Annotated in this window: 24 protein-coding genes and 1 pseudogene; 14 read left to right on the top strand and 11 right to left on the bottom strand. The window is 33.1% G+C overall.

Annotated elements, in window-relative coordinates:
* The first annotated feature begins 7 nt into the window (after positions 1–7).
* The gene (locus BBI00_RS16785; RefSeq protein WP_065400019.1) at positions 8–1,654 is read left to right on the top strand and encodes a hypothetical protein; all 1,647 of its coding nucleotides are present in this window, start codon (positions 8–10) and stop codon (positions 1,652–1,654) included.
* 123 nt (positions 1,655–1,777) lie between these two features.
* On the opposite strand, the gene BBI00_RS16780 is transcribed toward BBI00_RS16785, so the two are convergent.
* The gene (locus BBI00_RS16780) at positions 1,778–2,029 is read right to left on the bottom strand and encodes a helix-turn-helix domain-containing protein (protein ID WP_065400018.1); all 252 of its coding nucleotides are present in this window, start codon (positions 2,027–2,029) and stop codon (positions 1,778–1,780) included.
* A 168-nt stretch (positions 2,030–2,197) separates the two neighbouring features.
* On the opposite strand from BBI00_RS16780, the gene BBI00_RS23510 reads away from it, so the two are divergent.
* Positions 2,198–2,557, top strand: coding sequence for a superinfection immunity protein (locus tag BBI00_RS23510; protein ID WP_065400017.1), 360 nt, complete (start codon positions 2,198–2,200; stop codon positions 2,555–2,557).
* Between the two features lie 431 nt (positions 2,558–2,988).
* Here the strand turns inward: BBI00_RS23510 and BBI00_RS16770 are convergent, their stop codons facing one another.
* The 4 genes from BBI00_RS16770 to BBI00_RS16755 all read right to left on the bottom strand — a co-directional run bounded on the left by BBI00_RS16770 (position 2,989) and on the right by BBI00_RS16755 (position 5,682).
* The gene (locus tag BBI00_RS16770; RefSeq protein WP_065400016.1) at positions 2,989–3,762 is read right to left on the bottom strand and encodes a GGDEF domain-containing protein; all 774 of its coding nucleotides are present in this window, start codon (positions 3,760–3,762) and stop codon (positions 2,989–2,991) included.
* Between the two features lie 167 nt (positions 3,763–3,929).
* Positions 3,930–4,694 (bottom strand): ImmA/IrrE family metallo-endopeptidase, encoded by a 765-nt coding sequence (locus BBI00_RS16765; protein WP_065400015.1) that lies wholly within the window; start codon positions 4,692–4,694, stop codon positions 3,930–3,932.
* Between the two features lies 1 nt (position 4,695).
* Positions 4,696–5,088: a hypothetical protein gene (locus BBI00_RS16760; RefSeq protein WP_065400014.1), complete on the bottom strand. Its 393-nt coding sequence runs from the start codon at positions 5,086–5,088 to the stop codon at positions 4,696–4,698.
* 6 nt (positions 5,089–5,094) lie between these two features.
* Complete coding sequence (locus BBI00_RS16755) at positions 5,095–5,682, bottom strand: hypothetical protein (RefSeq protein ID WP_065400013.1); 588 nt, start codon at positions 5,680–5,682, stop codon at positions 5,095–5,097.
* Positions 5,683–5,781: 99 nt separating this feature from the next.
* Between BBI00_RS16755 and BBI00_RS16750 the strand changes: the two genes are divergently transcribed.
* From BBI00_RS16750 to BBI00_RS16735, 4 genes are read left to right on the top strand one after another with little or no spacing between them, the layout of a single operon-like run.
* The gene (locus tag BBI00_RS16750; protein WP_065400012.1) at positions 5,782–6,057 is read left to right on the top strand and encodes a hypothetical protein; all 276 of its coding nucleotides are present in this window, start codon (positions 5,782–5,784) and stop codon (positions 6,055–6,057) included.
* Positions 6,058–6,067: 10 nt separating this feature from the next.
* A complete protein-coding gene (locus BBI00_RS16745; RefSeq protein WP_065400011.1) occupies positions 6,068–7,075 on the top strand; it encodes a CBASS cGAMP-activated phospholipase in 1,008 nt (335 codons plus the stop codon).
* A 6-nt stretch (positions 7,076–7,081) separates the two neighbouring features.
* Positions 7,082–8,026, top strand: coding sequence for a cyclic GMP-AMP synthase DncV-like nucleotidyltransferase (locus BBI00_RS16740; RefSeq protein ID WP_065400010.1), 945 nt, complete (start codon positions 7,082–7,084; stop codon positions 8,024–8,026).
* Positions 8,014–8,664, top strand: coding sequence for an SEC-C metal-binding domain-containing protein (locus BBI00_RS16735; protein WP_065400009.1), 651 nt, complete (start codon positions 8,014–8,016; stop codon positions 8,662–8,664). The genes BBI00_RS16740 and BBI00_RS16735 overlap by 13 nt, the downstream gene beginning before the upstream one ends.
* A gap of 59 nt (positions 8,665–8,723) precedes the next feature.
* Here BBI00_RS16735 and BBI00_RS23410 read toward each other — a convergent pair whose 3' ends face one another.
* Positions 8,724–8,900, bottom strand: coding sequence for a hypothetical protein (locus tag BBI00_RS23410; protein WP_165602553.1), 177 nt, complete (start codon positions 8,898–8,900; stop codon positions 8,724–8,726).
* A gap of 219 nt (positions 8,901–9,119) precedes the next feature.
* On the opposite strand from BBI00_RS23410, the gene BBI00_RS16730 reads away from it, so the two are divergent.
* From BBI00_RS16730 to BBI00_RS16715, 4 genes are read left to right on the top strand one after another with little or no spacing between them, the layout of a single operon-like run.
* Positions 9,120–9,347 (top strand): hypothetical protein, encoded by a 228-nt coding sequence (locus BBI00_RS16730; RefSeq protein WP_065400008.1) that lies wholly within the window; start codon positions 9,120–9,122, stop codon positions 9,345–9,347.
* An 11-nt stretch (positions 9,348–9,358) separates the two neighbouring features.
* Positions 9,359–9,736 carry a hypothetical protein gene (locus tag BBI00_RS16725; RefSeq protein ID WP_065400007.1) on the top strand — a complete coding sequence of 126 codons (378 nt, stop codon included), beginning with the start codon at positions 9,359–9,361 and terminating at the stop codon, positions 9,734–9,736.
* 11 nt (positions 9,737–9,747) lie between these two features.
* Positions 9,748–10,113 carry a hypothetical protein gene (locus BBI00_RS16720; protein ID WP_065400006.1) on the top strand — a complete coding sequence of 122 codons (366 nt, stop codon included), beginning with the start codon at positions 9,748–9,750 and terminating at the stop codon, positions 10,111–10,113.
* Between the two features lie 16 nt (positions 10,114–10,129).
* A complete protein-coding gene (locus BBI00_RS16715) occupies positions 10,130–11,218 on the top strand; it encodes a beta family protein (RefSeq protein ID WP_065400005.1) in 1,089 nt (362 codons plus the stop codon).
* Between the two features lie 8 nt (positions 11,219–11,226).
* Here the strand turns inward: BBI00_RS16715 and BBI00_RS16710 are convergent, their stop codons facing one another.
* Together BBI00_RS16710 and BBI00_RS16705 are read right to left on the bottom strand one after the other, a co-directional pair.
* On the bottom strand, positions 11,227–11,976 hold the full coding sequence (locus BBI00_RS16710) for a sce7726 family protein (protein ID WP_065400004.1): 750 nt from the start codon (positions 11,974–11,976) through the stop codon (positions 11,227–11,229).
* Positions 11,977–12,153: 177 nt separating this feature from the next.
* Positions 12,154–13,011, bottom strand: a pseudogene (locus BBI00_RS16705) (YifB family Mg chelatase-like AAA ATPase); the annotation flags it as partial.
* Between the two features lie 331 nt (positions 13,012–13,342).
* Between BBI00_RS16705 and BBI00_RS16700 the strand changes: the two are divergent.
* The 4 genes from BBI00_RS16700 to BBI00_RS16685 all read left to right on the top strand — a co-directional run bounded on the left by BBI00_RS16700 (position 13,343) and on the right by BBI00_RS16685 (position 16,873).
* The gene (locus tag BBI00_RS16700; RefSeq protein WP_065400003.1) at positions 13,343–14,215 is read left to right on the top strand and encodes a helix-turn-helix domain-containing protein; all 873 of its coding nucleotides are present in this window, start codon (positions 13,343–13,345) and stop codon (positions 14,213–14,215) included.
* A gap of 80 nt (positions 14,216–14,295) precedes the next feature.
* Positions 14,296–15,144: a nuclear transport factor 2 family protein gene (locus BBI00_RS16695; RefSeq protein WP_165602552.1), complete on the top strand. Its 849-nt coding sequence runs from the start codon at positions 14,296–14,298 to the stop codon at positions 15,142–15,144.
* 426 nt (positions 15,145–15,570) lie between these two features.
* Positions 15,571–16,140 carry a 3'-5' exonuclease gene (locus tag BBI00_RS16690; RefSeq protein ID WP_123843922.1) on the top strand — a complete coding sequence of 190 codons (570 nt, stop codon included), beginning with the start codon at positions 15,571–15,573 and terminating at the stop codon, positions 16,138–16,140.
* Between the two features lie 235 nt (positions 16,141–16,375).
* Positions 16,376–16,873, top strand: a complete 498-nt coding sequence (locus BBI00_RS16685) for a TlpA family protein disulfide reductase (protein WP_165602551.1) — start codon at positions 16,376–16,378, stop codon at positions 16,871–16,873.
* A gap of 373 nt (positions 16,874–17,246) precedes the next feature.
* Here BBI00_RS16685 and BBI00_RS16680 read toward each other — a convergent pair whose 3' ends face one another.
* From BBI00_RS16680 to BBI00_RS16670, 3 genes are read right to left on the bottom strand one after another with little or no spacing between them, the layout of a single operon-like run.
* On the bottom strand, positions 17,247–18,209 hold the full coding sequence (locus BBI00_RS16680; protein WP_065400000.1) for a T9SS type A sorting domain-containing protein: 963 nt from the start codon (positions 18,207–18,209) through the stop codon (positions 17,247–17,249).
* 41 nt (positions 18,210–18,250) lie between these two features.
* Positions 18,251–19,657 carry an outer membrane beta-barrel protein gene (locus BBI00_RS16675; RefSeq protein WP_065399999.1) on the bottom strand — a complete coding sequence of 469 codons (1,407 nt, stop codon included), beginning with the start codon at positions 19,655–19,657 and terminating at the stop codon, positions 18,251–18,253.
* A complete protein-coding gene (locus BBI00_RS16670) occupies positions 19,650–20,216 on the bottom strand; it encodes an RNA polymerase sigma factor (protein ID WP_065399998.1) in 567 nt (188 codons plus the stop codon). Before BBI00_RS16670 ends, BBI00_RS16675 begins: the two co-directional genes overlap by 8 nt.
* Between the last annotated feature and the right edge of the window lie 68 nt (positions 20,217–20,284).

Genomic DNA, 20,284 nt, shown 5'->3' with positions numbered 1-20,284 from the left:
AAAAAATATGGATTTTCAATTTAAACTTCCACATATTAACAAAGGATATTACAAAATAACAAACTTCCCTAATGGACTACAAAGCTCTGACTTAGAAACCAATACAAAAATAGAATTTGCACATATTATTCCAGAGTATGTAGATGGATTTAAAGTTGAGAAGATACAATCTCATATTTATCGGAACCATAATATTGAAAGCTTGATATTCCTTAAAATAGGAGATAATTTTGATAGTGATTCAAAAAAATTAAATAATAAAGTTTACAAACGTTCATTTTGGTTAGAAAATTATGATGAAATTGAATTTCAAACATACAATCCAAGCTCTAATTTAGAGTTTGGTAAAGAATCTGAAGGTTGCCAATACTATGAATTTGAGCGCAGCTATGAATCAGGTCCAGTAACGTATATTGTTCCATCAATTATTATAGGACAAGCCTTCTATTTAATTAATTCACTACTAATCAAGAATCTATTCTGTAATGATTTTGGGGACTTAAAAGATCTCATAAAATGGCGTATTATACAACAAGAAGATCTTCAGGTTGGCGAAATATCTGTACGAAAAAGGGGTGATCAACTTACAAAAGCACTAGCTAAGTCATTAGCTTTTTTTCTATTCTCAAAAGATGATTACTTGTGGTACAATCTAATTAACACACAAGCTAATCTATATAAACAAATTTTAAACAATCCCAATAGTATTTCATATAGTTTTAAAGTCCCAATAAAAGAAAAGCTTTATTTGGAGACCAAAGGTTACTACATAAATAGGGATGGCAAAAAATACTTTATTGTTACTGAGATAATTGACATTACTTCTTCTCACAATTTTAGCAATTTATACACTGTAGATACTGTTAAGTTTATTGATTATTCTTCCGGTGAGAAAAATGATAATGGTAATAACGATAATACGGGTAAGGGTAAAAGATTCAAACCAGGGAATAAAAATAAAAACACCACTGTAACTAATGATGATAAAAATCCTAATCTTTCTAAAAACTTTATAGAGTCTGGGCTTAATCTTTTAAATAAGATTGTACAAATATCTATAGAGTATAAATTAAGTGAAAAAGCGAGCTCAGGTACTCCAATTATTAAACCCTTATCAGATTTTGGAACTTTCAAGACAAAAAACCCCAATCCTGATTCTCCTGGAGCAGAAACATCAGGTAGTAAAGAAGATAAAACGAACAATAAAATTGATAAGGACAAAATATTCTTTATGTTACATTCTGTTGTTGAAAAGCTTAGGGCAACATACTCTTGTGAAGAATTTATGAATGAAAATAACGATTTAATAATCTTTACTATTACTGACTTATCCAAGCGTTCACTGTTACTGATTGACGATGCATTCCATGAAAGGATTCAATTGGTTCACAAATCTACTTTGGATAACTTTACGCATGATGAAATTAATAATTTCATTATTATAATAGCAAATAATAATTACAATTGGAAGAAAATAAGAAAGTTAGAAAAAAAATCAGATGGACTTTTATTTAGCAGCTCCACGAACTATAACAATGGAGGGACCCGTCTTGAAAAGAAAACAAAAAGAGAGGATGGAACTGTAGAAGAAAAAAGAGTTTCAGATTTATGCTACCATAATATTTTAGATAAAATAACGAAATTATTCGTTTAATCCTAGTGCTTAAAGCAAATATTTGAACTTTTTAAAGTTAGATAATCACTGTAAAATACTTCTTGATTAAATCCAAAATTTCATGTTAATTATACAATGATTATTAAAGATCGTGTTTATATATTAACACTCATTGTCTTCGAACCCTTCAGCAAAAAATTCATTCATAGTCATCCCAAAGGCATTTATAACCTTTGCTAAGGTACTAAATCTCAAGTCCTCACCTTTCTCATATCGTCCATACTGAGCTCTGGATATGTTATGCTCATATGCAAAATATTCGTAACTTGAATAACCCTTAGCTATCCTAATCTCTTTTATCCTCTTGCCAAGTTTCTTTAAGACTTCTTCTTTTAAAAATTCTTTTTCCTCCATGTAATCTCAATTAGAGAATACAAAGCTTGGAAATAAGCTCCGTTTATGTTACCACTAAAAAGATGTATCTAATTAGTAGCTTTTTTATTTAAATGTTTTATATTTGAACCCATTCTCTTAACAAGAGAACCTAAATAATAGCCTAAAATTATAATATCGATAACAAATATGTTAGCAATACTAACTTCCACGAGTCAAAATACTGGAGAGTTTCCATTTGTCAAAATAATTCTCTTTATCTATTTTATTCCAACTATAATTGCTTTATTTAGAGTCTATATATTAAGATTCAAATTTTTCAGTGTTTTACTAATTAATTTATTTTTTGGTTGGACGGTATATGGTTGGTGGTTGGCATTTGCAAAAGCCTTTTCAAGTAAAAATGTTATTCATATAAAGAATAAACCTAAAAATACGGTAGTTTTAGACAAATATGATCAACTCAATAAATTAAATAAACTACGCACTTCAGGAATTATCAATGATGAAGAGTTTGAAGTTGAAAAACAAAAAATATTAAACCATTAACACAATTATTTTAATCAGAAAATAATGATGAAGGTTATTCTAAAAGTTAAAGAGGAGGATTTAGATTATATTTTAAAACAATTTCTTGTACTTAATATAAAAGCAATAAAAGTTAAAAGAAAAACAAAGCAAAGAGTTAATAAATCATTATCACTTCCTAGTACTTACAATGAGCCTGATCAATAAACTCAATAAATATTTCCGGACTTTCTACAATATATTTTAATAGCTTTCTCATTGTATCAATACATTGCTTTTCATAATTCAATTCAATAGAATATAATTACCCGAAAGATAAAAACCCATAGGACTTTTGGATCATTTTCTTCCATTCACATCGTTTGTGAGACTCTATAAATCTCTTGAATTATAAAAATGACAACTCCACCAAACTTGTAAATTATATAGGGATCTACTTATTTGCTTCTATTTTACACTAAAGACTCTGTTGAGTTTTTGTTAACTTTTCCTTTAGCAATTTTCATTGCTTCGAATGCTCTATCAATTATCATTTTCTCATCATCTATTTTGGGGTTAAATTCCGCAACCCCACAACAAACAGTTAAATTAAACAAACCTAATTCAGGAATTTGTATACCAGTATTAGCAATATTTTCTCTTTTTCTATTTGCAGCTTTTACAGCATTTTCTAAAATTGTATCCTTAGTAATAATGACAAATTCGTCACCTTTAATGTGTTGTCGATAAACTTTATCTGTAATCCTATTGTCGGCAGCTAAGAGAGTTCCAAATTTAACTAACACTTTATCGGCTGTACTCTGAGTATATTTTGTATTAAAATCTTTGAAATCATCTATATCCATTAAAATAATTGAAAATGGTTTCATTTCGGATTTCGCCCACGAGATTACATTTGGTAAATCCTCACTTAATGCTCTATTATTTGGTAGACCAGTTAGTTCGTCTGTTTGTAAATCGAGTTTAATTAGCTTGAACCTTCTCTTGTTCAAAAGAAAATATACAATTATTGTAAGAAAAACTACGACCAATAGTATTAGGATAAATTCCAGTATGCTGAAATTGATTTTCTTCGCAAGAAACTCTCCAAATGTTGTATTCTCGGGAATAAATTTTAAAATGCTGTAAGTTACAATTGCACCAATAAGGTATTTTGCAGCATCATAAATTATTTTTGCTAGTGCATCACTTTTAAACTTTTGAATTGAATTTTCTAAATATTTCATTAATGTATTCATTTTTGGTAGTTATTAGTAATACATAGCCATTTTATCCAGTTTCCACATAGATGACCATACTTTATTTGTTATTTTTTTTGATTTGATAAGCGATTCTGTAACTATAAGCATAAAGGAATAGTATAAGTAATTCTTGAGTTAAACCTTCTAAACTTTTATTCTGTCCATATGCAAGAAATTAGTCCTTTTGAAGAAACTTTGTAACACTGCTCCCATAAAATAAGATTTTTGTTATATTTTATATTAAAATCATTGGCAAACCATTCGATAGCTTCTATCTTTTCAGGTTTCTCTTCTCTATTTCCACGAGTAAAATAATCTCCAGCAACAGTATATTCAGGAACTTGTGAACCAATGTTCAGGAAAGTAAGAGGAAAGTCATGTGAATGCTTTTTCCAAATAATCTTATTATTTTCCATATAGACAACCATTGCTGGAAAGTCACCTATATCGACATATCGGAGAAACGTTGCAAGAATAGAAGTATTAAAGTATTCTGAAGCTTTTTCTATTAAATTAAGAGAAAGTTTTTTTTTATTGATGAAGCTTTTAAATGCAACAAAAGGCATTAATAATTCTGTTGCAAAAGAATTAGCTTCATTTTCATGAGGCCCTTTAGTATGCCAGTCAGAAAGAGTCTTTTCTGTGTCCGAAAAAATAGAAATTAAGCTTTTATGCATTAAAAAATGTCCAATCTCATGTGCTATAACAAAATTCTTTTTTCCCTCATGAGTTAGGCCAGAATCGATAGTAATAATTGCTGAATTGCCATTAATTAGAATTCTACCTTGTGAACCCGATATAGGTACTTCTTTAATATTTATATTAAGGTAATTTGCAATTTCAAGTAAAGTAAAATCCGAAGGAGACTCCCAACCTATTTCTGAAAGTAAATTCTGTGCATGCTGAATTGAATTCATATTATTCTTCTTTGTCTTGCAAATATTCCATGAGTTTTAAAAAATCTTGATCTTCAACAATATCACGATAATCAGATTCTGATAATTCCTGATATTTACTAAATAACGGAGCAAACTCTATTTGCTCATTTGCAGGTATTATTTTTCGTAACTCCTCCAATCCCTTTTGTCTTATTTCGATCAGTTTCTCATTAACGTAGTCAAAAAACAACTTATTTTTTAATGCTTTCAGTCTTACTTGCTTTTTTTTAATTTGGCTCAGAAAATCTTCTATTTGACTATCTGGTTGCTCTTCTAATTGAGAAAGTACATCTTCATCGCTTCGGTGAAAATTAGATTCCATGAAAAAGCCATAAAGATTACTTAAATTTTCTCTCTGCTTATGATTCTTCATTCTATATTACTTTTCTAATTTTTTTATTTGCTTTACTTTAAATGCTAACTTCTCTCGAAGTTTATCAACTCTTCTACTATCTACTTCAAGTAACTCTGCAATTTCTACCCGTTTTTTCCCCTCTTTTATCGCCTCCCACAATATTTCTAATTCAAGATCTCCTTTCACTGCCTTATCTATAATAGCTAAACGGGAACTATATTCATTTTCTTGTATATCATCCGATTCTTCGTAAGGAGTTTGATAAAACTCATCTTCAATATCAACATATTTTATTGACTCGTCCTTATTCGTACTATATTTATCAACCTCTTTACTTATATAACTGTTTATTATTCTAATTAGTTGCTCAGCTAAGTCAAATTTATCCTGCCATTCCCAATCTCCAAATAATATTTTATCACAAGCAATATCCATATAGTATTGAAATGGATCCTTGCCAAGATTTGATGAAGTATGTGCTCCATACAATGTTTTTTGGAACAACCTGTATCGTATATGTTCCTTACATTTTTTCAATGCAATTCTCCAATCATTATCATTTAATTTAGATATTTTTCTTTGATTGGATTTAAAATACTGTCCTATTTCCATATTAACCGAAAAAATAAATTTTACACTTGCGGGGGGATTTTAAATTTTAGGGTTAATATACTATAAAGGATCGAATCCGAAATATAAATTTAAAAAAATATGGAAATAATAATTACTTACGACATTTCAGGAAAACATACTGAATTTAAAAATGAAATGAAATTATTAGGGTATCAAGATAAGGTACGTGGTGTAAAAAACTGTGAATGGATTTATTTACCTAATACGACCTTATACCATCCTAACAAAACTGCGCATGACGCTAATGGTGATGCCAATAAAATCTGTAGAAAACTAAATACCAAATTGGAAAGGTGTTTTTCTACCACTTGGGATAGAAATAATTGGTGGGCTATATGTGGAGATTCATTTTAAAATTATATATATGGAAGAAATTAAACAAATTAAAATACTTTCTATAGATGGAGGTGGTATCAGAGGAATAATTCCCGCCAAGGTTCTTGCAGAATTGGAAGAGAAGTTAAAAGAAGAACATCCAGAAAAAAAGCTATACGAACATTTTGATCTAATCTGCGGAACATCAACCGGAGCAATTCTAGCAATAGGAATTGCTTTGGGAATTCCTGCATCGAAGTTATTAGAGTTTTATAAAGACAATGCTAAAATTATTTTCCCAAAATGGTTTTTAAAAATATTACCCAGCAAAGTTAGAATATTAGCAGGTTCAATGTACAGTAATAAATTTCTTAGAAAGAAACTTAAGGATGTTTATACTGAAGCAAATAGCGGTGTTGAACCGCTAATGAATGATTTGAAAACAAATGTTTGCATCCCTACTTTTAATGGAGGAATGGGAGAGATAAATGTGTTAAAAACCAAACATAACCCCGAGTTTGTAAGAGATTACAAATTACCTGCACACGAGGTTGCTCTTTCGAGCGCTTCTGCGCCGGTATATTTCCCTCCCCACACATTTTCCTATAAGAATAAATTTGGAAAAGGTCACAATATCAATATGATAGATGGCGGAGTATTCGCAAATAACCCCTCATTGATAGGAGTTTTAGAGGCAACTGATAAAATGGGCTACGAATTTTCGCAAATTAAATTATTGTCACTTGGAACAGGAAAAGGAAGACACATTATTAAATCAAATTGGAAACCCAAAGATCTTTGGTATTGGCTAATACCAAAGCCCAGACTTTTAGATATTATTTTGGATAGTCAGGCTCAGATCACAGAACAATATATCGACTTTTTTCAAAGAACACTAAAAGATAAAGGATTTAAATATCTGAGAGTTCAGTATGATATGGGTAGTGATACCATTGATTTGAATGAATCCTCAAAAAAACAACTGATGAATTTAGAATCAATCGGTGATGAACTTTCAAAGAAAAATTTACCTAAAATAATAAACTTTTTAAAATAAACCGTGATGGCTAACTGTAACAACTTATTTAAGCAATTTAATGGATCTATTTCCATTGATTCTCACAAAAACAGCAAAATGACGAGTTCCAAAACAAAACTAAGAGATAGAATCAGAAAATGGTTCAAAGATAATCATCCAGATTATGAGCCTAAATTCTATATTCAAGGTTCATACAAAATGAAGACAGGTATCAGAACAAAAGACGACATCTGTGATTTAGATGACGGAGTTTACTTTTTCAGACAACCGGATGTTTCTGCAACAACTTTACAAAAATGGGTACATCAAGCTGTGAACGGATATACGGCTACACCCAGCGAACATAGGAAGAAATGCATCAGAACAATATTTACTTCAGATTACGAAATAGATCATCCTGTGTATTATAAAGTAGATGGAGAAGATTATCAGATAGCTGTAAAAGATAACGGTTTCGAAGGAAGTGATCCAAAAGCTGTTATAGATTGGTTCAACTCAAATAAAGATAAAGAAGGTATTCTGATTTCAACAGTTAAATATCTAAAGGCTTGGTGTGATAATCTTAGAAATAAAATGCCAAGCGGTTTAGCGATGACCATTTTAGCAGTTAATGCTAAGAATAAAATTGTCCTGAACCAAAGAGACGACATAACTCTTAAAGATATTTTAAAAGAAATTAGGAATGCTTTAAATATTAAATTCGAGTGCATGGTTCCGGCTGTGCCGTATGATAATTTGTTTAAGAGTTATGATGAAAATAGAAAAAATAATTTTTTGAAAGCTCTTAACGATTTCATTGATGATGCTGAAAAAGCATTAAGAGAAGAAAATGAATTAAAAGCGAGCAAACTTTGGAGAAAGCATTTGGGAGAGAGATTTCCTGAAGGTAAAGATGAAAGTCAAAGTTCATCTTCTAGAGCTGCTGCTGCTGCAATTGGTGCATCAACATCTTTTCCATGGGCAAAATGAATTCAAGACAATTATTTATAGAAGAAGCCAAACGGCTTGAACTCAATTTTTTTAACTTTTCCTTAGTAGAAGATGAAGCCTGCAATCCTTATATTGAGGGCAGACTTCATCTTCCAGACGAGGAAGGAAAGTTTATCGATTCTTATAATATTAAAATTGAGGTAAAGGATGGCTATCCTAATAACTTGCCATTAGTTTATGAAACAGCTCAACGCATTCCGATTAATATAGATTGGCATATATTCCCTGATGGACATTGTTGTATAGTTACGCCACCTGAAGAAACATTAATCTGCAAAAAAGGTATTAGTTTACATAAGTTTATTACTAAATATGTTCTACCATATTTTCACAATCAACTATTTAGAGAATTGAACGGTTATTTTTTGCATGAAAGATCCCATGGAAACGAAGGAATTAAAGAGTTTTTCTATAGTAAATTTGAAACTTTAGATTCTGAAAAGATTTCAACCTTCCTTCTTTTTATTGCAAAAAAAAAGGAACCAAAGAGAACATCTTCATGTTTCTGTGGTAGTGGAAAAAAATATCGAAAATGTCACCGTACTTTGTTTAAGGAATTCAGCATATTAACACCCAAGCAACTGTTACTATATTCAGCAATAATGTATACTTCTTAAATTCTTTAATCTTAATTTTTATTGTAAAAATATTATAGATATAAACAAAATATAACCTCTTAGCTCAGGATTTGTACTACTTCTTCGATTTTATTACCTATAAAACTAGAGATCTGATCTAATTTCTTCCGATTCACTCTTTCGTCAAACTCTTTTCTTGTATCTTTTCCTTTATAAGCGACTACTCCTCTTTTCCCGGAGTTCCAGATTATTTGCTTTAATTCTTTTGCTATCATGTAATCTTAATTTGTTTTCAAATATACAAAACGTCCTTTTATAATTTTATTTTCTAAGTATGTGCCAAAATTTCATTAAAAATTACGGATTCCCGTAATTAAATCCCGAATTAAAGACTTATTTTGTCTTGTATTTTTATCTATATCAAACATTTATGACATATTGTCTCTAAAAAAATTTAGGATACAATTTTGATATTATAACTTAAAATAATTAAAATGAAATTTAAAATTGGACAAAAAGTTAGAGAAATCGCCTCTGGATATGAGTGTATCATTGTAGCAACAAAAGAAGAACCACAAAAAAAAACATTAGACCCATATAATAGGTCAGAGGTTTACCCTGAAAGCGGTAAGGATTATCTCGTTCTTAAAAAGGTTGCTGAAAATGATTATCTGGGAGAAATGCATGTTTACGAAACTCAACTAGAAGAAATAAAAAATTAAAAAGATTATATATGTCATTAGAAATTACATTAATAGAAAACGGATCAACACCTAATACAGAGAAAATTTGGTTACAAGCAACAAGTAACATAAACACTAAGGGATATGCAATTGTTGATCGCACATTCGATGCAGATGGTAATATTTCAAACGAATTCAGGCATATTTATATATTACCAAGTATAGATCTGAAAAAAGATGAAAATTTGATAATCTACATTGGATCAGGTAAAAATGAAAAAAGAAAGTTTAGTGATACTAAAAAGGATTACTATGCATGCTATTGGGGCTCTGAGCATTGTATCCTAAATGATAAAGGAGGAGACACCATAACATTAATCCAATATGATGTCATTACTTCCAAAAAAGCACTAGCCATTAAGAAATAATATATACAAAAATGAAAATAGGAATAAAAGAAATTATTGATCATGGAACCCATGAAAGCGAAAGAATCTTACTTTCTGTAAAGGAAAATTGTAATCTGGTAAGATATATAATTGCTGATAACACATACTTAAACAAATATGCCGTTTCTAATAAAGTAAGACATACCTACTGGTTTACATCACAAAAAGTCATAGCTGGTGATGAGATTCTCGTATATACTGGAAAGGGTAAAAACTCACAAGAGAGTATAAAAAATTCTCAAAACACAAGATATATTTTTTTCTGGGGGCTGGATATTAATGTATGGAACAATAACCTCGACTCTGCAATATTAATAGAAGTGAATGATACAGATACTAAAGTTGTCAAAGTCTAATTTATAATAATAACACATGGATAAAGAATTAATTTACATGCCTACATTTAGATATAGGCAGCAAGAAGGGCTTCTGCTTTCTTCATTTGATTTTGGTGAAAATATATATCCAATGATCGAAATTGTTAAAGAGCATGACAGGAAAAATAACAAAAAATCATTTCAGGAGATTCATACATCATTTATTGACAGTATAAAAGCTAAATATGTTTTTGTAGACCTACCAAACTATATTAATCCTACAGGTGCTGTGAAAAGGGAGGTCGTGGAATTTGTGTTTAAAGTAATCAATAAACTTGAGACTAAATGTGAATATATCAACTTATTATCAACCAGAAATCATAAAATAATACCAGTCATTTCCTCATATTTAGCCAAAACCGGTGAAAATGATACCATAGTAAGACAGGAAGAGCTTCTAAGACCTAATTATAAAAAAATTGCCTTTAGAATTAATATAAATTCCTTTCACGAAGATTATCCACAGGTAGTAAAAATAATACAGCCGCAGGATTACCTTATTATTGATCTCGACAAACAAAGTGCTTTCAAAACACCCCCGCTTAAGCCAATTGTTGAAGAAATTAAAAAGTTCAATATCTGTACTAAAATTTTACTCAGAAGTGCTATCAATGATATTGAAAACGTAAAATTAGATCATGGTCAGCCGATTTTGGAAGCTGACAATAGCCAGATAGATACTGATATCATGAAAACATTTGGTGTTAATGCTACTGGAGATTACGCAGGCATTAAAAAAGACAACATGACTTCAGGCGGGTCAATTAGTCCAGGCTTTGTTTATTTTGATGCTACAGAAAACCAATTCTACGGATATAAAGCTTCCATAAAAAAATCTCTCAGCGAATTTGAAAATACTATTGTTCCACATGTTTTAGCTTCAGGAGCAACCGGCAGGATGTTGGCTGCAAATCCATCTTTTTTGACTGAGGAAAATTGGGGCTATAAAACCTTACTTAGGATTAATTCTGAACAGGAGAGCGGAAAGAGCCAAGCCAAATTCAAAAGAATTTCAATGGAGCATTATTTATTTTGTGTAAAAACACTAATTGAAAATCATGAAATCTTTCAGACAAATATATAAACAAAATATTAACTATAGATAATTTCAGGCTTTACGTTGGTATTAAAAAAGAATTGAAGATCTATTGGTAAAATGGCATCCCAGTTTTCTGTAACAAATGTCCATCTCTCCTGATACCTTTCCTTTAAGTTATTCTTCAAAGCACTATTAATAGATACCGAATCAAAATTTGAAAGGATTTCATCCCTACAAGAACTTCTAAAAGCTTTAGTAAGTTCTTTTTTTGTAAATAACCCCAACTGTTCACCGGAATTTAGGTTGGGGCTATATTCAGCATTCCTGAAGATAATCTTTTTATGACCCTCATAATACCAAACACCATAATAATCAGGGATCATTTCCAACACCTTTCTTAAGTGAATCTTATCAATAACAACTGTATTAAATTCGAATACATCGCCATAGTCACAAACTTGCTTATTAAGCCTGCTTAGGGTATCTATTTTAGACTTTACCTCAAAAGATTTAAGATCACCATTGATAACCAGAAAATCAGTACGACTAGATTTAGCCTTTACTTCAAAAGCTGCAATATAATTTTTTCTTCTAAACTCTTTTGCAAGCTTATATTTTAAGATTGACTCACCCTCATAATGTTTGAAAACGGCATCGTTGATCGTTTTAGCAAGTTCAAATTTATTAAGATCATTGTACTTTTCAGTCTTGAAAAAGGCCGAAACCAAATCTCTAAGCTGATTTCTATAGCTTAGAGTATTATATGAACGGGCAAGAACAGAATAGTCTTTTTTTCTTATCATAGCGGTGGCAAATTTACAAATAAAACCAAAAAAAGTTATTTCCTAAGTCTATATTAATCCCATTTTTCAGAATATTATACACTAGAATTTACAAAATATTTTCCAAACTCAATATCGCCTACTTTGTAAATATTATCGTTTACTTTGCGAATTATCATTTACTTTGCAAATATACACTCCCCCAACTAAAGCAACGTCTGAAATAGTGTGGTGCGGTGAACGGAAAGGACGTACTGTCATTAATGAAGCTTCTGTTCCTATCCTCCCTGCTACAGAATGAATTTTTGTGGTTTCCAGGGCTTCTTTTAACGTAAGCGGAGGCAAAATACCCGGTACCCGTTTAGCCAGCATGGTCTTTCCACTTCCGGGAGGGCCGATCAGAATGATATTATGTCCTCCGGCAGCAGCCACTTCCATTGCTCTTTTGGCTGTTTCCTGCCCTTTAACTTCTGAAAAATCAAAAGGAAAATTATTGATCTTCTCATGGAATTCTTTTCTGGTATCCAACACTACTTTCTCGATAGGTTTTCCTTCATTAAAAAAATCAATTACTTCTCTGATATTTTCTACGCCGTACACCTCAAGATTATCAACAATGGCTGCTTCCCTGGCATTCTGAATGGGAAGGATAATTCCTTTAAAGCCTTCTTCTCTGGCCTGAATTGCAATGGGAAGCACTCCTTTTATCGGCTGAAGGCTCCCGTCCAGCGAAAGCTCCCCCATAATAACATAGTCCTGGATTTCTTCAGCTACAATCTGATCTGATGCGGCCAGAATCCCGATAGCGATGCTCAGGTCATAGGCAGAACCTTCTTTTCTGAGGTCAGCCGGTGCCATATTAATGGTGATTTTCTTCCCGGGAATTTTATAGCCTACATTTTTCAGCGCAGCAGAAATCCTGTAACTGCTTTCCTTAATGGCATTATCCGGAAGACCAACCAAATGGTACCCTACTCCGGTATCTACATTTACTTCAATGGTTATTGTCTGTGCTGCAACTCCATGAATGGCGCTGCCATAAATTTTAATCAGCATGGGTGTGTTTTTCAGGTAAAAATAAACAATATACTATTTTGAAAATCTGAGGCTTAAATGGAATATTTTCTATGGGAAAAGAGATTATGGAAAAGAATTTAATAAAAATGGATTATGATCTATGCTTCGGATTTATACGACTGCCAGGTAAATTTTTGTTTTGGCATATGATAATGTATTAATCATAAAGTTCAGGATTAAAAGCCTTTTACTTTTTATCTGTCGGGTTTTTAGAGAACCTTATTAATAATGAAATAATACTGTTTCCTAAACATGATGAATACCATTTCAAAGATATTACCTTTGTAATGACTTCAAAAAAAGTATTTGAATGGAAGGCGAAATTAAAAAATATTCGTTTAAAGCTGCTCTGCCTGTTGAATTTGAGATTGTTCAACTCAAGGATTTATATACAAAAAACAAAAAAATGTTAACCGTTCCGCATAGAACGAGCTTCTATCATATTGTCTGGTTTAAGAGTAGTGAAAACATCCATTTAATTGATTTTGAACCTGTAGAAACAAGTCCGGATACAGTCTTATTTCTGAGCAAGCACAAAGTTCACAGTTTTGATGAAAGAAAAAATCTTGACGGGCTGGCTATTCTTTTCACAGATGATTTTTTTTGTAAAACAGAGGAACAGACCAGATACCTCCACAGTACTATACTATTCAATGATTTGAAAACGATTGCAAAGATCAGTGTTGAAGACAATTTAACACCATTCACAATCCTCATTGAATTGATGCAAAAAGAGCTTTTACAGGCCGCTGACACCTTTCAGCCGGACCTTTTGAGAAATCTTTTACATAACTTTCTGCTGCTGTCTGATCGTGAAAGAAGCAGGCTGGGTTTTACGGAACCTAAAAAGAATGCGGATCTTGATTATGTCATCAGATTTAAGGATATCCTGGAAGAGAATTATATGAAACGGAAACAGGTCAGCAATTTTGCAGCAGAAATGCATATTACAGAAAAACGCCTGAACAGGGCAACTTCCAAAATACTGGGCAAATCTCCTAAACAGCTCATTGATGAAAGAATAATGCTTGAGGCTAAAAGACTGCTGGCCTACACCAACGAAAATGTTAAAGAAATCAGCTACAGACTGGGTTTTGAAGAGCTGACAAACTTTATAAAATACTTCAAAAAACACGATTCCCGCACTCCCGTGGAATTCCGGGAATCTTTTATAGCAGAGTAAAAGTATCATTTAAAAGACCATATCTACCTTTTGGCTACGTTTTGAAAATCAGACCTTTGTATTCATAAAATCAAAGAATTATGAAAATAGCAGCCTTACTGTTAAGTGTCGGATTGGGATTAATATCCTGCGATAATGAAACCTTAAAAAAAGATAAGAATATGGAACCCTCAAACAAAGAAAAAGTTGTTGCACTTTTAAAAAGCATTGAAACAGGAGCAAAAGAACCTGTAAGTTACATTAATCCCAATAAATACATCCAGCATAACCTGGCTATTTCTGATGGTTTAGCCGGCTTTGCAGAAGTTTTGCAGCAGTTACCTCCTAATTCTGCGAAGGTTAATACCATACGTGCCTTTCAGGATGGCAACTATGTTTTTACTCATACAGACTATAATTTTTTCGGTCCTAAAATAGGTTTTGATATTTTCCGTTTTGAAGACGGTAAAATTGTAGAGCATTGGGACAATCTTCAGGAAAAACCATCAAAGCCCAACCCAAGCGGACACACCATGACGGATGGTCCCGTTGAAATAAAAGATCTTGAAAAGACAGAAGCCAATAAAACCCTGGTAACCAAATTTGTGGATGACATCCTTGTAAATGGTAAAATGGATAAGTTGGCCGGTTATTTTGATGGTGATAACTACATTCAGCATAACCCCAGTATTCCCGATAAAGTTTCCGGCTTAGGAGCCGCATTACAGGCATTGGCAGAACAGGGAATTTTTATTAAATATAATAAAATCCATAAAGTTCTCGGACAGGGAAATTTTGTTTTGGTAGTAAGTGAGGGCTATTTTGGGAGTGATCACGATGCTTTCTATGACTTGTTCAGAGTTGAAAACGGAAAAATTGCCGAACATTGGGATGTTATAGAAAAGATTCTGCCGAAAGAGCAATGGAAAAATAATAACGGTAAATTTTAGCAATTTTTGAAAGGCTGTTTTCCAACTTATTCTGTGGATTAATTTTTCCCCGTAATTACGAAACTTTCGAAATCAGAGAGGCTGTCTTAAAGTGAGGCAGTCTCTCTGATTTTTAAAAACTTTTCTTCCAACATAGTCAAAAAATTACATACTGTTTTTTAAACTTGCAGTAAGTACGAGAGAATAAAAAAGAAAATATCATCAAAATAAGAGTCTTACAATATCCTTTTTGTTTTCCCTAAAAACAAAACTCCATGAATAAAGATTTAGGCATTGAAAAAGCAATACAATTATCAATCAATACATAATCAGCACGCAAATAGATTACGTAGTAAGAATATACCTTTGAGGAGTGATCCGGTTAATGCAATGCATTAATTTGAAAAGTTAGTGGCAGATAAATTAAAAACATCTAAAAACTGTATTATGAAATTTTCAAGTGATTTAGTCATTTATGATCTGGAAGGAAGTTGCAAAACTTTTGGAAAAAATGAAATAAATGAAACCAATATAATAGAAATAGGGGCTGTAAAACTGGACAAGAAAACTTTTGAAATAAAAAGTGAGTTCTCAATATTAATAAAACCCAAACATTTTTCCATTCTGCCTGAAATCACGGAGATTACAAATATTACCAATGATATGGTTGAAAATGAAAAATATTTTGATGAAGCAATACCCCTGTTTTTAGATTGGTACGGAGAAAAAAATAAATCAACTTTAGCCGGTTGGGGATTATACTATGATCTACCACTTTTGAGGAAAGAATTTACAGAATTCGGATTAGATTATAATCAATATTTTGTTGGTGGAGGTTTTGACATCAGGGCATTGGGGGTTTATTGGCTGGCAAAAAAAAATATTTCTACATCCGGAATTTCTTTAGAAAGAGTTTTAGAAAAAATGAATATAAAAGAAGATTTTAAATTTCACCGGGCATTAGACGATGCAAAAGCAACAGCATTCATATTGCAACACATTCTTAATGAAAAATAATGGATTTACTATTATATAGAAATCCAATTACCAAAAATTGCCTTACTTTTAATACCTAAAATAAGTAACCGTAAAAAACTATTTTTTGTATTGTATATGATCATTTTAAGCGGTGGTCACGGGCTAACGGAACAATCAAGAATACTGAAACTAAAGCTTCTATGCTAAAATACTGCGTAACAAGATCGCTAAAGGAATAAAAGATTTGGAACTGTTAATGGACAAAAAAATGAAAATGAAAAAGATATTTGCCTTTTTTCTTATTATTAATGCAATTGCAATACTGGCGCAGGAAAAAGCATTACGAACATTTCCTGATATGGAATCCAAGCTCGATGTACATTTTCCCATCGAAAAGTTTCGGGATAAAAACGGAAAACCGTATCCGGTAAATTATCTGGAGGGCAGAACCAGCCTTATTAATTTTTGGTTTTCTGCCTGTGCACCGTGTATACAGGAAATTCCTGTTTTAAATAAAGTTCAGGAAGCGTTACCTGACTCTAATTTTATCGGAATCACTTATGATAATGCTGAAAAAGTAAAAGCCTTTATTTCCAGACACCAATATAAGTTTGCACAGATCACTGATGCAGAAAAAGAATTAAAAGAATACCTGACTGTACAAAGGTATCCTATGTCACTGATCATTGGCCGGGATGGGAAAGTAAAAGAAGTTATCGGTGTTGTTACTGAAGAAAAGATCCCAACAATCCTGGAGAAAATGAAAAACTGAAGACATTCTTTTTACACTTCCTTATAAACAGATTGTACAATGTCTTGATACAAATATTTTCTTTACAAAAAAAAACCGGTACAAAATAATTTGTACCGACCTAACCATTATTAAAAACTAACGAAGAAATTAAACGATTCTGAATCCGGAATAAAGAAGTAAAATTAAAATCAAGAAGTCAGATGCCGAAAAGAAGGAGCTCCTCATAGGGGACCGGCTAAGGTCAACATTTAACAAGGATGATATTACTCTACACAAAGTATTAAAAAATAGTGCTTGACCTTCTTCTACAGTACAGGGAACTTTCTTCTCCGGCACCGTACTTCTTTCCCACAATCAAAATTTTAATATATTTCCGTATTCAATTATTTAATTATTTTTTTATAAATCTGTTCTTATATTCGCTTCCGTTGTCACTTTTAGAGATGATTATATAATTTCCGGGCACCAGGTTGCTTACGTCGATCCCCTGATTATATTTGTGATTATTCTTTTTCAGAATAAGTTTTCCGGTCATATCTATGATGGTAACTTCTTTGTAATTCTTATCTGATTCTTTCCCGATATAAAGGAACTGAGCGGTAGGATTCGGATACACTTTCAGGTTGTTATCCTTCGTTTTTACTTCTCCCGTACTCAGATTACTGCAGAATTCCCAGTTTCCGAAATTAAGCTGTACAAACGTAAGCGGATCCAGCATATAGCATTGTTCCGGACAATATTCCGTGCAGGCATAGAAACCATATTTCCCGGTCTGGGTAGCAACATAAGTATCTCCGTTAACTCCCGGAATAATACACGGATCATTGGATGCCGGAGGATTGCTTCCCGGAACACACCTGAACCAGGTATGCTTCCCATACACAGCAGGGAATACATCATCAAACTGAACCGAAGCTCCATCACATACATTCACTACTCCCATACCTACTTCTTCATAAGTTCCCGGAGTATAGGTAGACATCATGGCAGGCAAGCCGTAAGCGTAACCATCTGCTAATATAGCAGGACTTTCTGCTACACAATCTCCCTGGGTAACGGCTACTTTAAAATAATACAACTGATCTGAGCCGCTAATGGTAAGCTGTTGTGAGGTTGCTCCCGGAATAGCAACCCATGGATTGGTGTTAGGGGTCTGCCACGTCCATTGCTGCTTATACCATTGGTAAGTTCCGTACGTCTGCGTTGAAAGCACTTCACTTTCACTCTCACAGAACAGGATGCTCCCTTTGATCTTTACACCAAGTCTGGGACTGGTAATGGTAGGATTACACTGTGCCTTTATATTCAGAAAGCTGAATAATAGAACGGCTAAAAAAATTAGTTTTGTTTTCATATATAGATATTTAAGTTGATTTTCATAAACATCCTCTACATTCAGTCAAGCAGCAATCTGACTCCGAACTTTACATTAAAATAGAGTGGCTTTTCTTTATAAATGGTATTAGGAGCATTATCTCCCTTAAAATGATACCCTATTCCCGGCTCTGCATAAATCCCGAATTTATCAATGACTTTCAGCTGAAGCCCCACAGCGGTATTGACAGAAAACTGCAGGGGCTTATGATCCAGCTTTTCCTTTATTGTTTCTTTCACCTCATCATTCACGATGTAGTTCGTTGTAATGCTTCCTGATACTGGTTTCTCCAGCAATGCTCCTCCGGTAACATATCCCGTGAACCTTCCCTTCCGGATCACATTATAATTGACCTGAACCGGAATTCCTATATAATGAACAGTCTGATCTCCTTTGATGTAATTGGTACCACTTCCTGAATGGAGCTCAGAGGCCAGCTTAGTGTAATTCACACCGGTTCCTATTCCCCATCTTTTTCCCAGGTTATAATAAAGCGACAACCCGAATGTGACCGGAATCTTATGCCTGATCCGTGCTTCTACCGGCTTGCTCTGGTTGGCCAGCAATATTTCCATTAAAGGATCATCTTCGTATTCAGTGGTAGTCCAAACTTCTTCAACATTCATTGGCTGCCCGCTGATGGAGGCATACCCTGGAAACTGCTGCTCTGCAGAGTTGGACGATGCATTGCCAGTAAGCATGCTCAGCATCCACGATCTTTTCTGATGAGGTTTTACTGTTTTATTCTTCGTATTCTCAACATATAATTCTTTTACCTGCTCTTTTACTATTTCTTCAGCAGGTTTTTCCTGAGCATTATTATTTACTGTTTCGCCTGCTGCTATTTTTTGAGATTCAGAATTTTCAGGGACAAATATTCCTGATCCGCTATCTGTTTTTCCGGGTTCCGAAATGTTTTTATTATTTTTTGTTCCATCCTTCCCTACATTTCCGGAACTGATCTGCTTTAAAGTCTTCTCCTCAGTATCTGAATCCAATCTATTTTCAGCTAAAGAATGATCAGAACTTATATTGATATTCTCTTTAATATCTGTCCCGGCGGGAAATTCCAATCCTTTCTGAACAGATTTTTTTTCTTCTCCACTTTTTACATCCGTCTTTTTCTGAGCAAGCACTTTATGTTCTTTTTCTCCGGGCAGAATTTTCATCAGCACAATGAGCAGTACAATAGCTGCTGCAATTCCTGTCATACGATACAGCAGTGTCTTCTGTATGGAACGTAAACCTTCTGCCTTCTGCTTCCCGCCTTCTTCATGCTGTGATTCAGAAGCCCCTCCGAACAAAGCGCTCCTGTCTTCTTCGTCAGAGAACAATTCACCTCTGATGTCATCCCACAATCCATCAGGAACCTCTTCTTCATGGTCTTCCATTCTGCTACGCAGGCTATTTAACCACTCATTATTCATATTGTGCTTTTTTTGACGTTTTAAACTCTTTTATTTTCTGAACAAGCATTGCTTTCGCCCGGTGAAACTGAGATGCAGAAGAGTTCTCTGCAATTCTCAGAAGCCCGGCAATCTCTTTATGGCTCTTTTTCTCAAACACATACAGGTTGAAAACAGTCCTGTAGCCCTCCGGAAGCAATCTGATCATATTCATAATATCATCTCTCGGAATTTCCTCAAAATCCGGTTCCTCTTCTTCAGGCATATCAGACAGTTCCTCTACTTCTACCGCTGATTTAAAATCACTGTTCTGTCTGATGTACTTCAGAGATTCATTCACCACAATACGGGTTATCCAGGCTCTTAAAGATCCATTTCCCCTGTACTCAAAAGATTCTATCGAACGGAACATTTTAATGAAACTGTTCTGAAGCACATCATGGGCATCTTCTTTTTCTGTGATATAGCGGGAGCAGACATAAGCCAGATTTCCGGAATAAGCTCCGAAAAGCTCTTTCCAGGCAGCTTCCTCCTTCTTCAAAAGGCGTTCTGCTAAAATCTGTTCTTTATTTTCACTCATATACTGCTACGTAGCTGTTTCAACAGGTATTAAAACAATGGGGCAAAAATAGATTGCATCTTTTAAAA

The sequence above is a fragment of the Chryseobacterium arthrosphaerae genome (assembly GCF_001684965.1).
Lineage (GTDB): Bacteria > Bacteroidota > Bacteroidia > Flavobacteriales > Weeksellaceae > Chryseobacterium > Chryseobacterium arthrosphaerae.
The sequence above is the reverse complement of the archived record's forward strand: the minus strand, read 5'-3'. Positions and strand labels throughout refer to the sequence as shown.

Bases quoted from the DNA above. Each gene is read 5' to 3' on its own strand.
- BBI00_RS16785 (WP_065400019.1), top strand. From the start codon at position 8: ATGGATTTTCAATTTAAACTTCCACATATTAACAAAGGATATTACAAA.
- BBI00_RS16780 (WP_065400018.1), bottom strand. From the start codon at position 2,029: ATGGAGGAAAAAGAATTTTTAAAAGAAGAAGTCTTAAAGAAACTTGGC.
- BBI00_RS23510 (WP_065400017.1), top strand. From the start codon at position 2,198: ATGTTAGCAATACTAACTTCCACGAGTCAAAATACTGGAGAGTTTCCA.
- BBI00_RS16770 (WP_065400016.1), bottom strand. From the start codon at position 3,762: ATGAAATATTTAGAAAATTCAATTCAAAAGTTTAAAAGTGATGCACTA.
- BBI00_RS16765 (WP_065400015.1), bottom strand. From the start codon at position 4,694: ATGAATTCAATTCAGCATGCACAGAATTTACTTTCAGAAATAGGTTGG.
- BBI00_RS16760 (WP_065400014.1), bottom strand. From the start codon at position 5,088: ATGAAGAATCATAAGCAGAGAGAAAATTTAAGTAATCTTTATGGCTTT.
- BBI00_RS16755 (WP_065400013.1), bottom strand. From the start codon at position 5,682: ATGGAAATAGGACAGTATTTTAAATCCAATCAAAGAAAAATATCTAAA.
- BBI00_RS16750 (WP_065400012.1), top strand. From the start codon at position 5,782: ATGGAAATAATAATTACTTACGACATTTCAGGAAAACATACTGAATTT.
- BBI00_RS16745 (WP_065400011.1), top strand. From the start codon at position 6,068: ATGGAAGAAATTAAACAAATTAAAATACTTTCTATAGATGGAGGTGGT.
- BBI00_RS16740 (WP_065400010.1), top strand. From the start codon at position 7,082: ATGGCTAACTGTAACAACTTATTTAAGCAATTTAATGGATCTATTTCC.
- BBI00_RS16735 (WP_065400009.1), top strand. From the start codon at position 8,014: ATGGGCAAAATGAATTCAAGACAATTATTTATAGAAGAAGCCAAACGG.
- BBI00_RS23410 (WP_165602553.1), bottom strand. From the start codon at position 8,900: ATGATAGCAAAAGAATTAAAGCAAATAATCTGGAACTCCGGGAAAAGA.
- BBI00_RS16730 (WP_065400008.1), top strand. From the start codon at position 9,120: ATGAAATTTAAAATTGGACAAAAAGTTAGAGAAATCGCCTCTGGATAT.
- BBI00_RS16725 (WP_065400007.1), top strand. From the start codon at position 9,359: ATGTCATTAGAAATTACATTAATAGAAAACGGATCAACACCTAATACA.
- BBI00_RS16720 (WP_065400006.1), top strand. From the start codon at position 9,748: ATGAAAATAGGAATAAAAGAAATTATTGATCATGGAACCCATGAAAGC.
- BBI00_RS16715 (WP_065400005.1), top strand. From the start codon at position 10,130: ATGGATAAAGAATTAATTTACATGCCTACATTTAGATATAGGCAGCAA.
- BBI00_RS16710 (WP_065400004.1), bottom strand. From the start codon at position 11,976: ATGATAAGAAAAAAAGACTATTCTGTTCTTGCCCGTTCATATAATACT.
- BBI00_RS16700 (WP_065400003.1), top strand. From the start codon at position 13,343: ATGGAAGGCGAAATTAAAAAATATTCGTTTAAAGCTGCTCTGCCTGTT.
- BBI00_RS16695 (WP_165602552.1), top strand. From the start codon at position 14,296: ATGAAAATAGCAGCCTTACTGTTAAGTGTCGGATTGGGATTAATATCC.
- BBI00_RS16690 (WP_123843922.1), top strand. From the start codon at position 15,571: ATGAAATTTTCAAGTGATTTAGTCATTTATGATCTGGAAGGAAGTTGC.
- BBI00_RS16685 (WP_165602551.1), top strand. From the start codon at position 16,376: ATGAAAAAGATATTTGCCTTTTTTCTTATTATTAATGCAATTGCAATA.
- BBI00_RS16680 (WP_065400000.1), bottom strand. From the start codon at position 18,209: ATGAAAACAAAACTAATTTTTTTAGCCGTTCTATTATTCAGCTTTCTG.
- BBI00_RS16675 (WP_065399999.1), bottom strand. From the start codon at position 19,657: ATGAATAATGAGTGGTTAAATAGCCTGCGTAGCAGAATGGAAGACCAT.
- BBI00_RS16670 (WP_065399998.1), bottom strand. From the start codon at position 20,216: ATGAGTGAAAATAAAGAACAGATTTTAGCAGAACGCCTTTTGAAGAAG.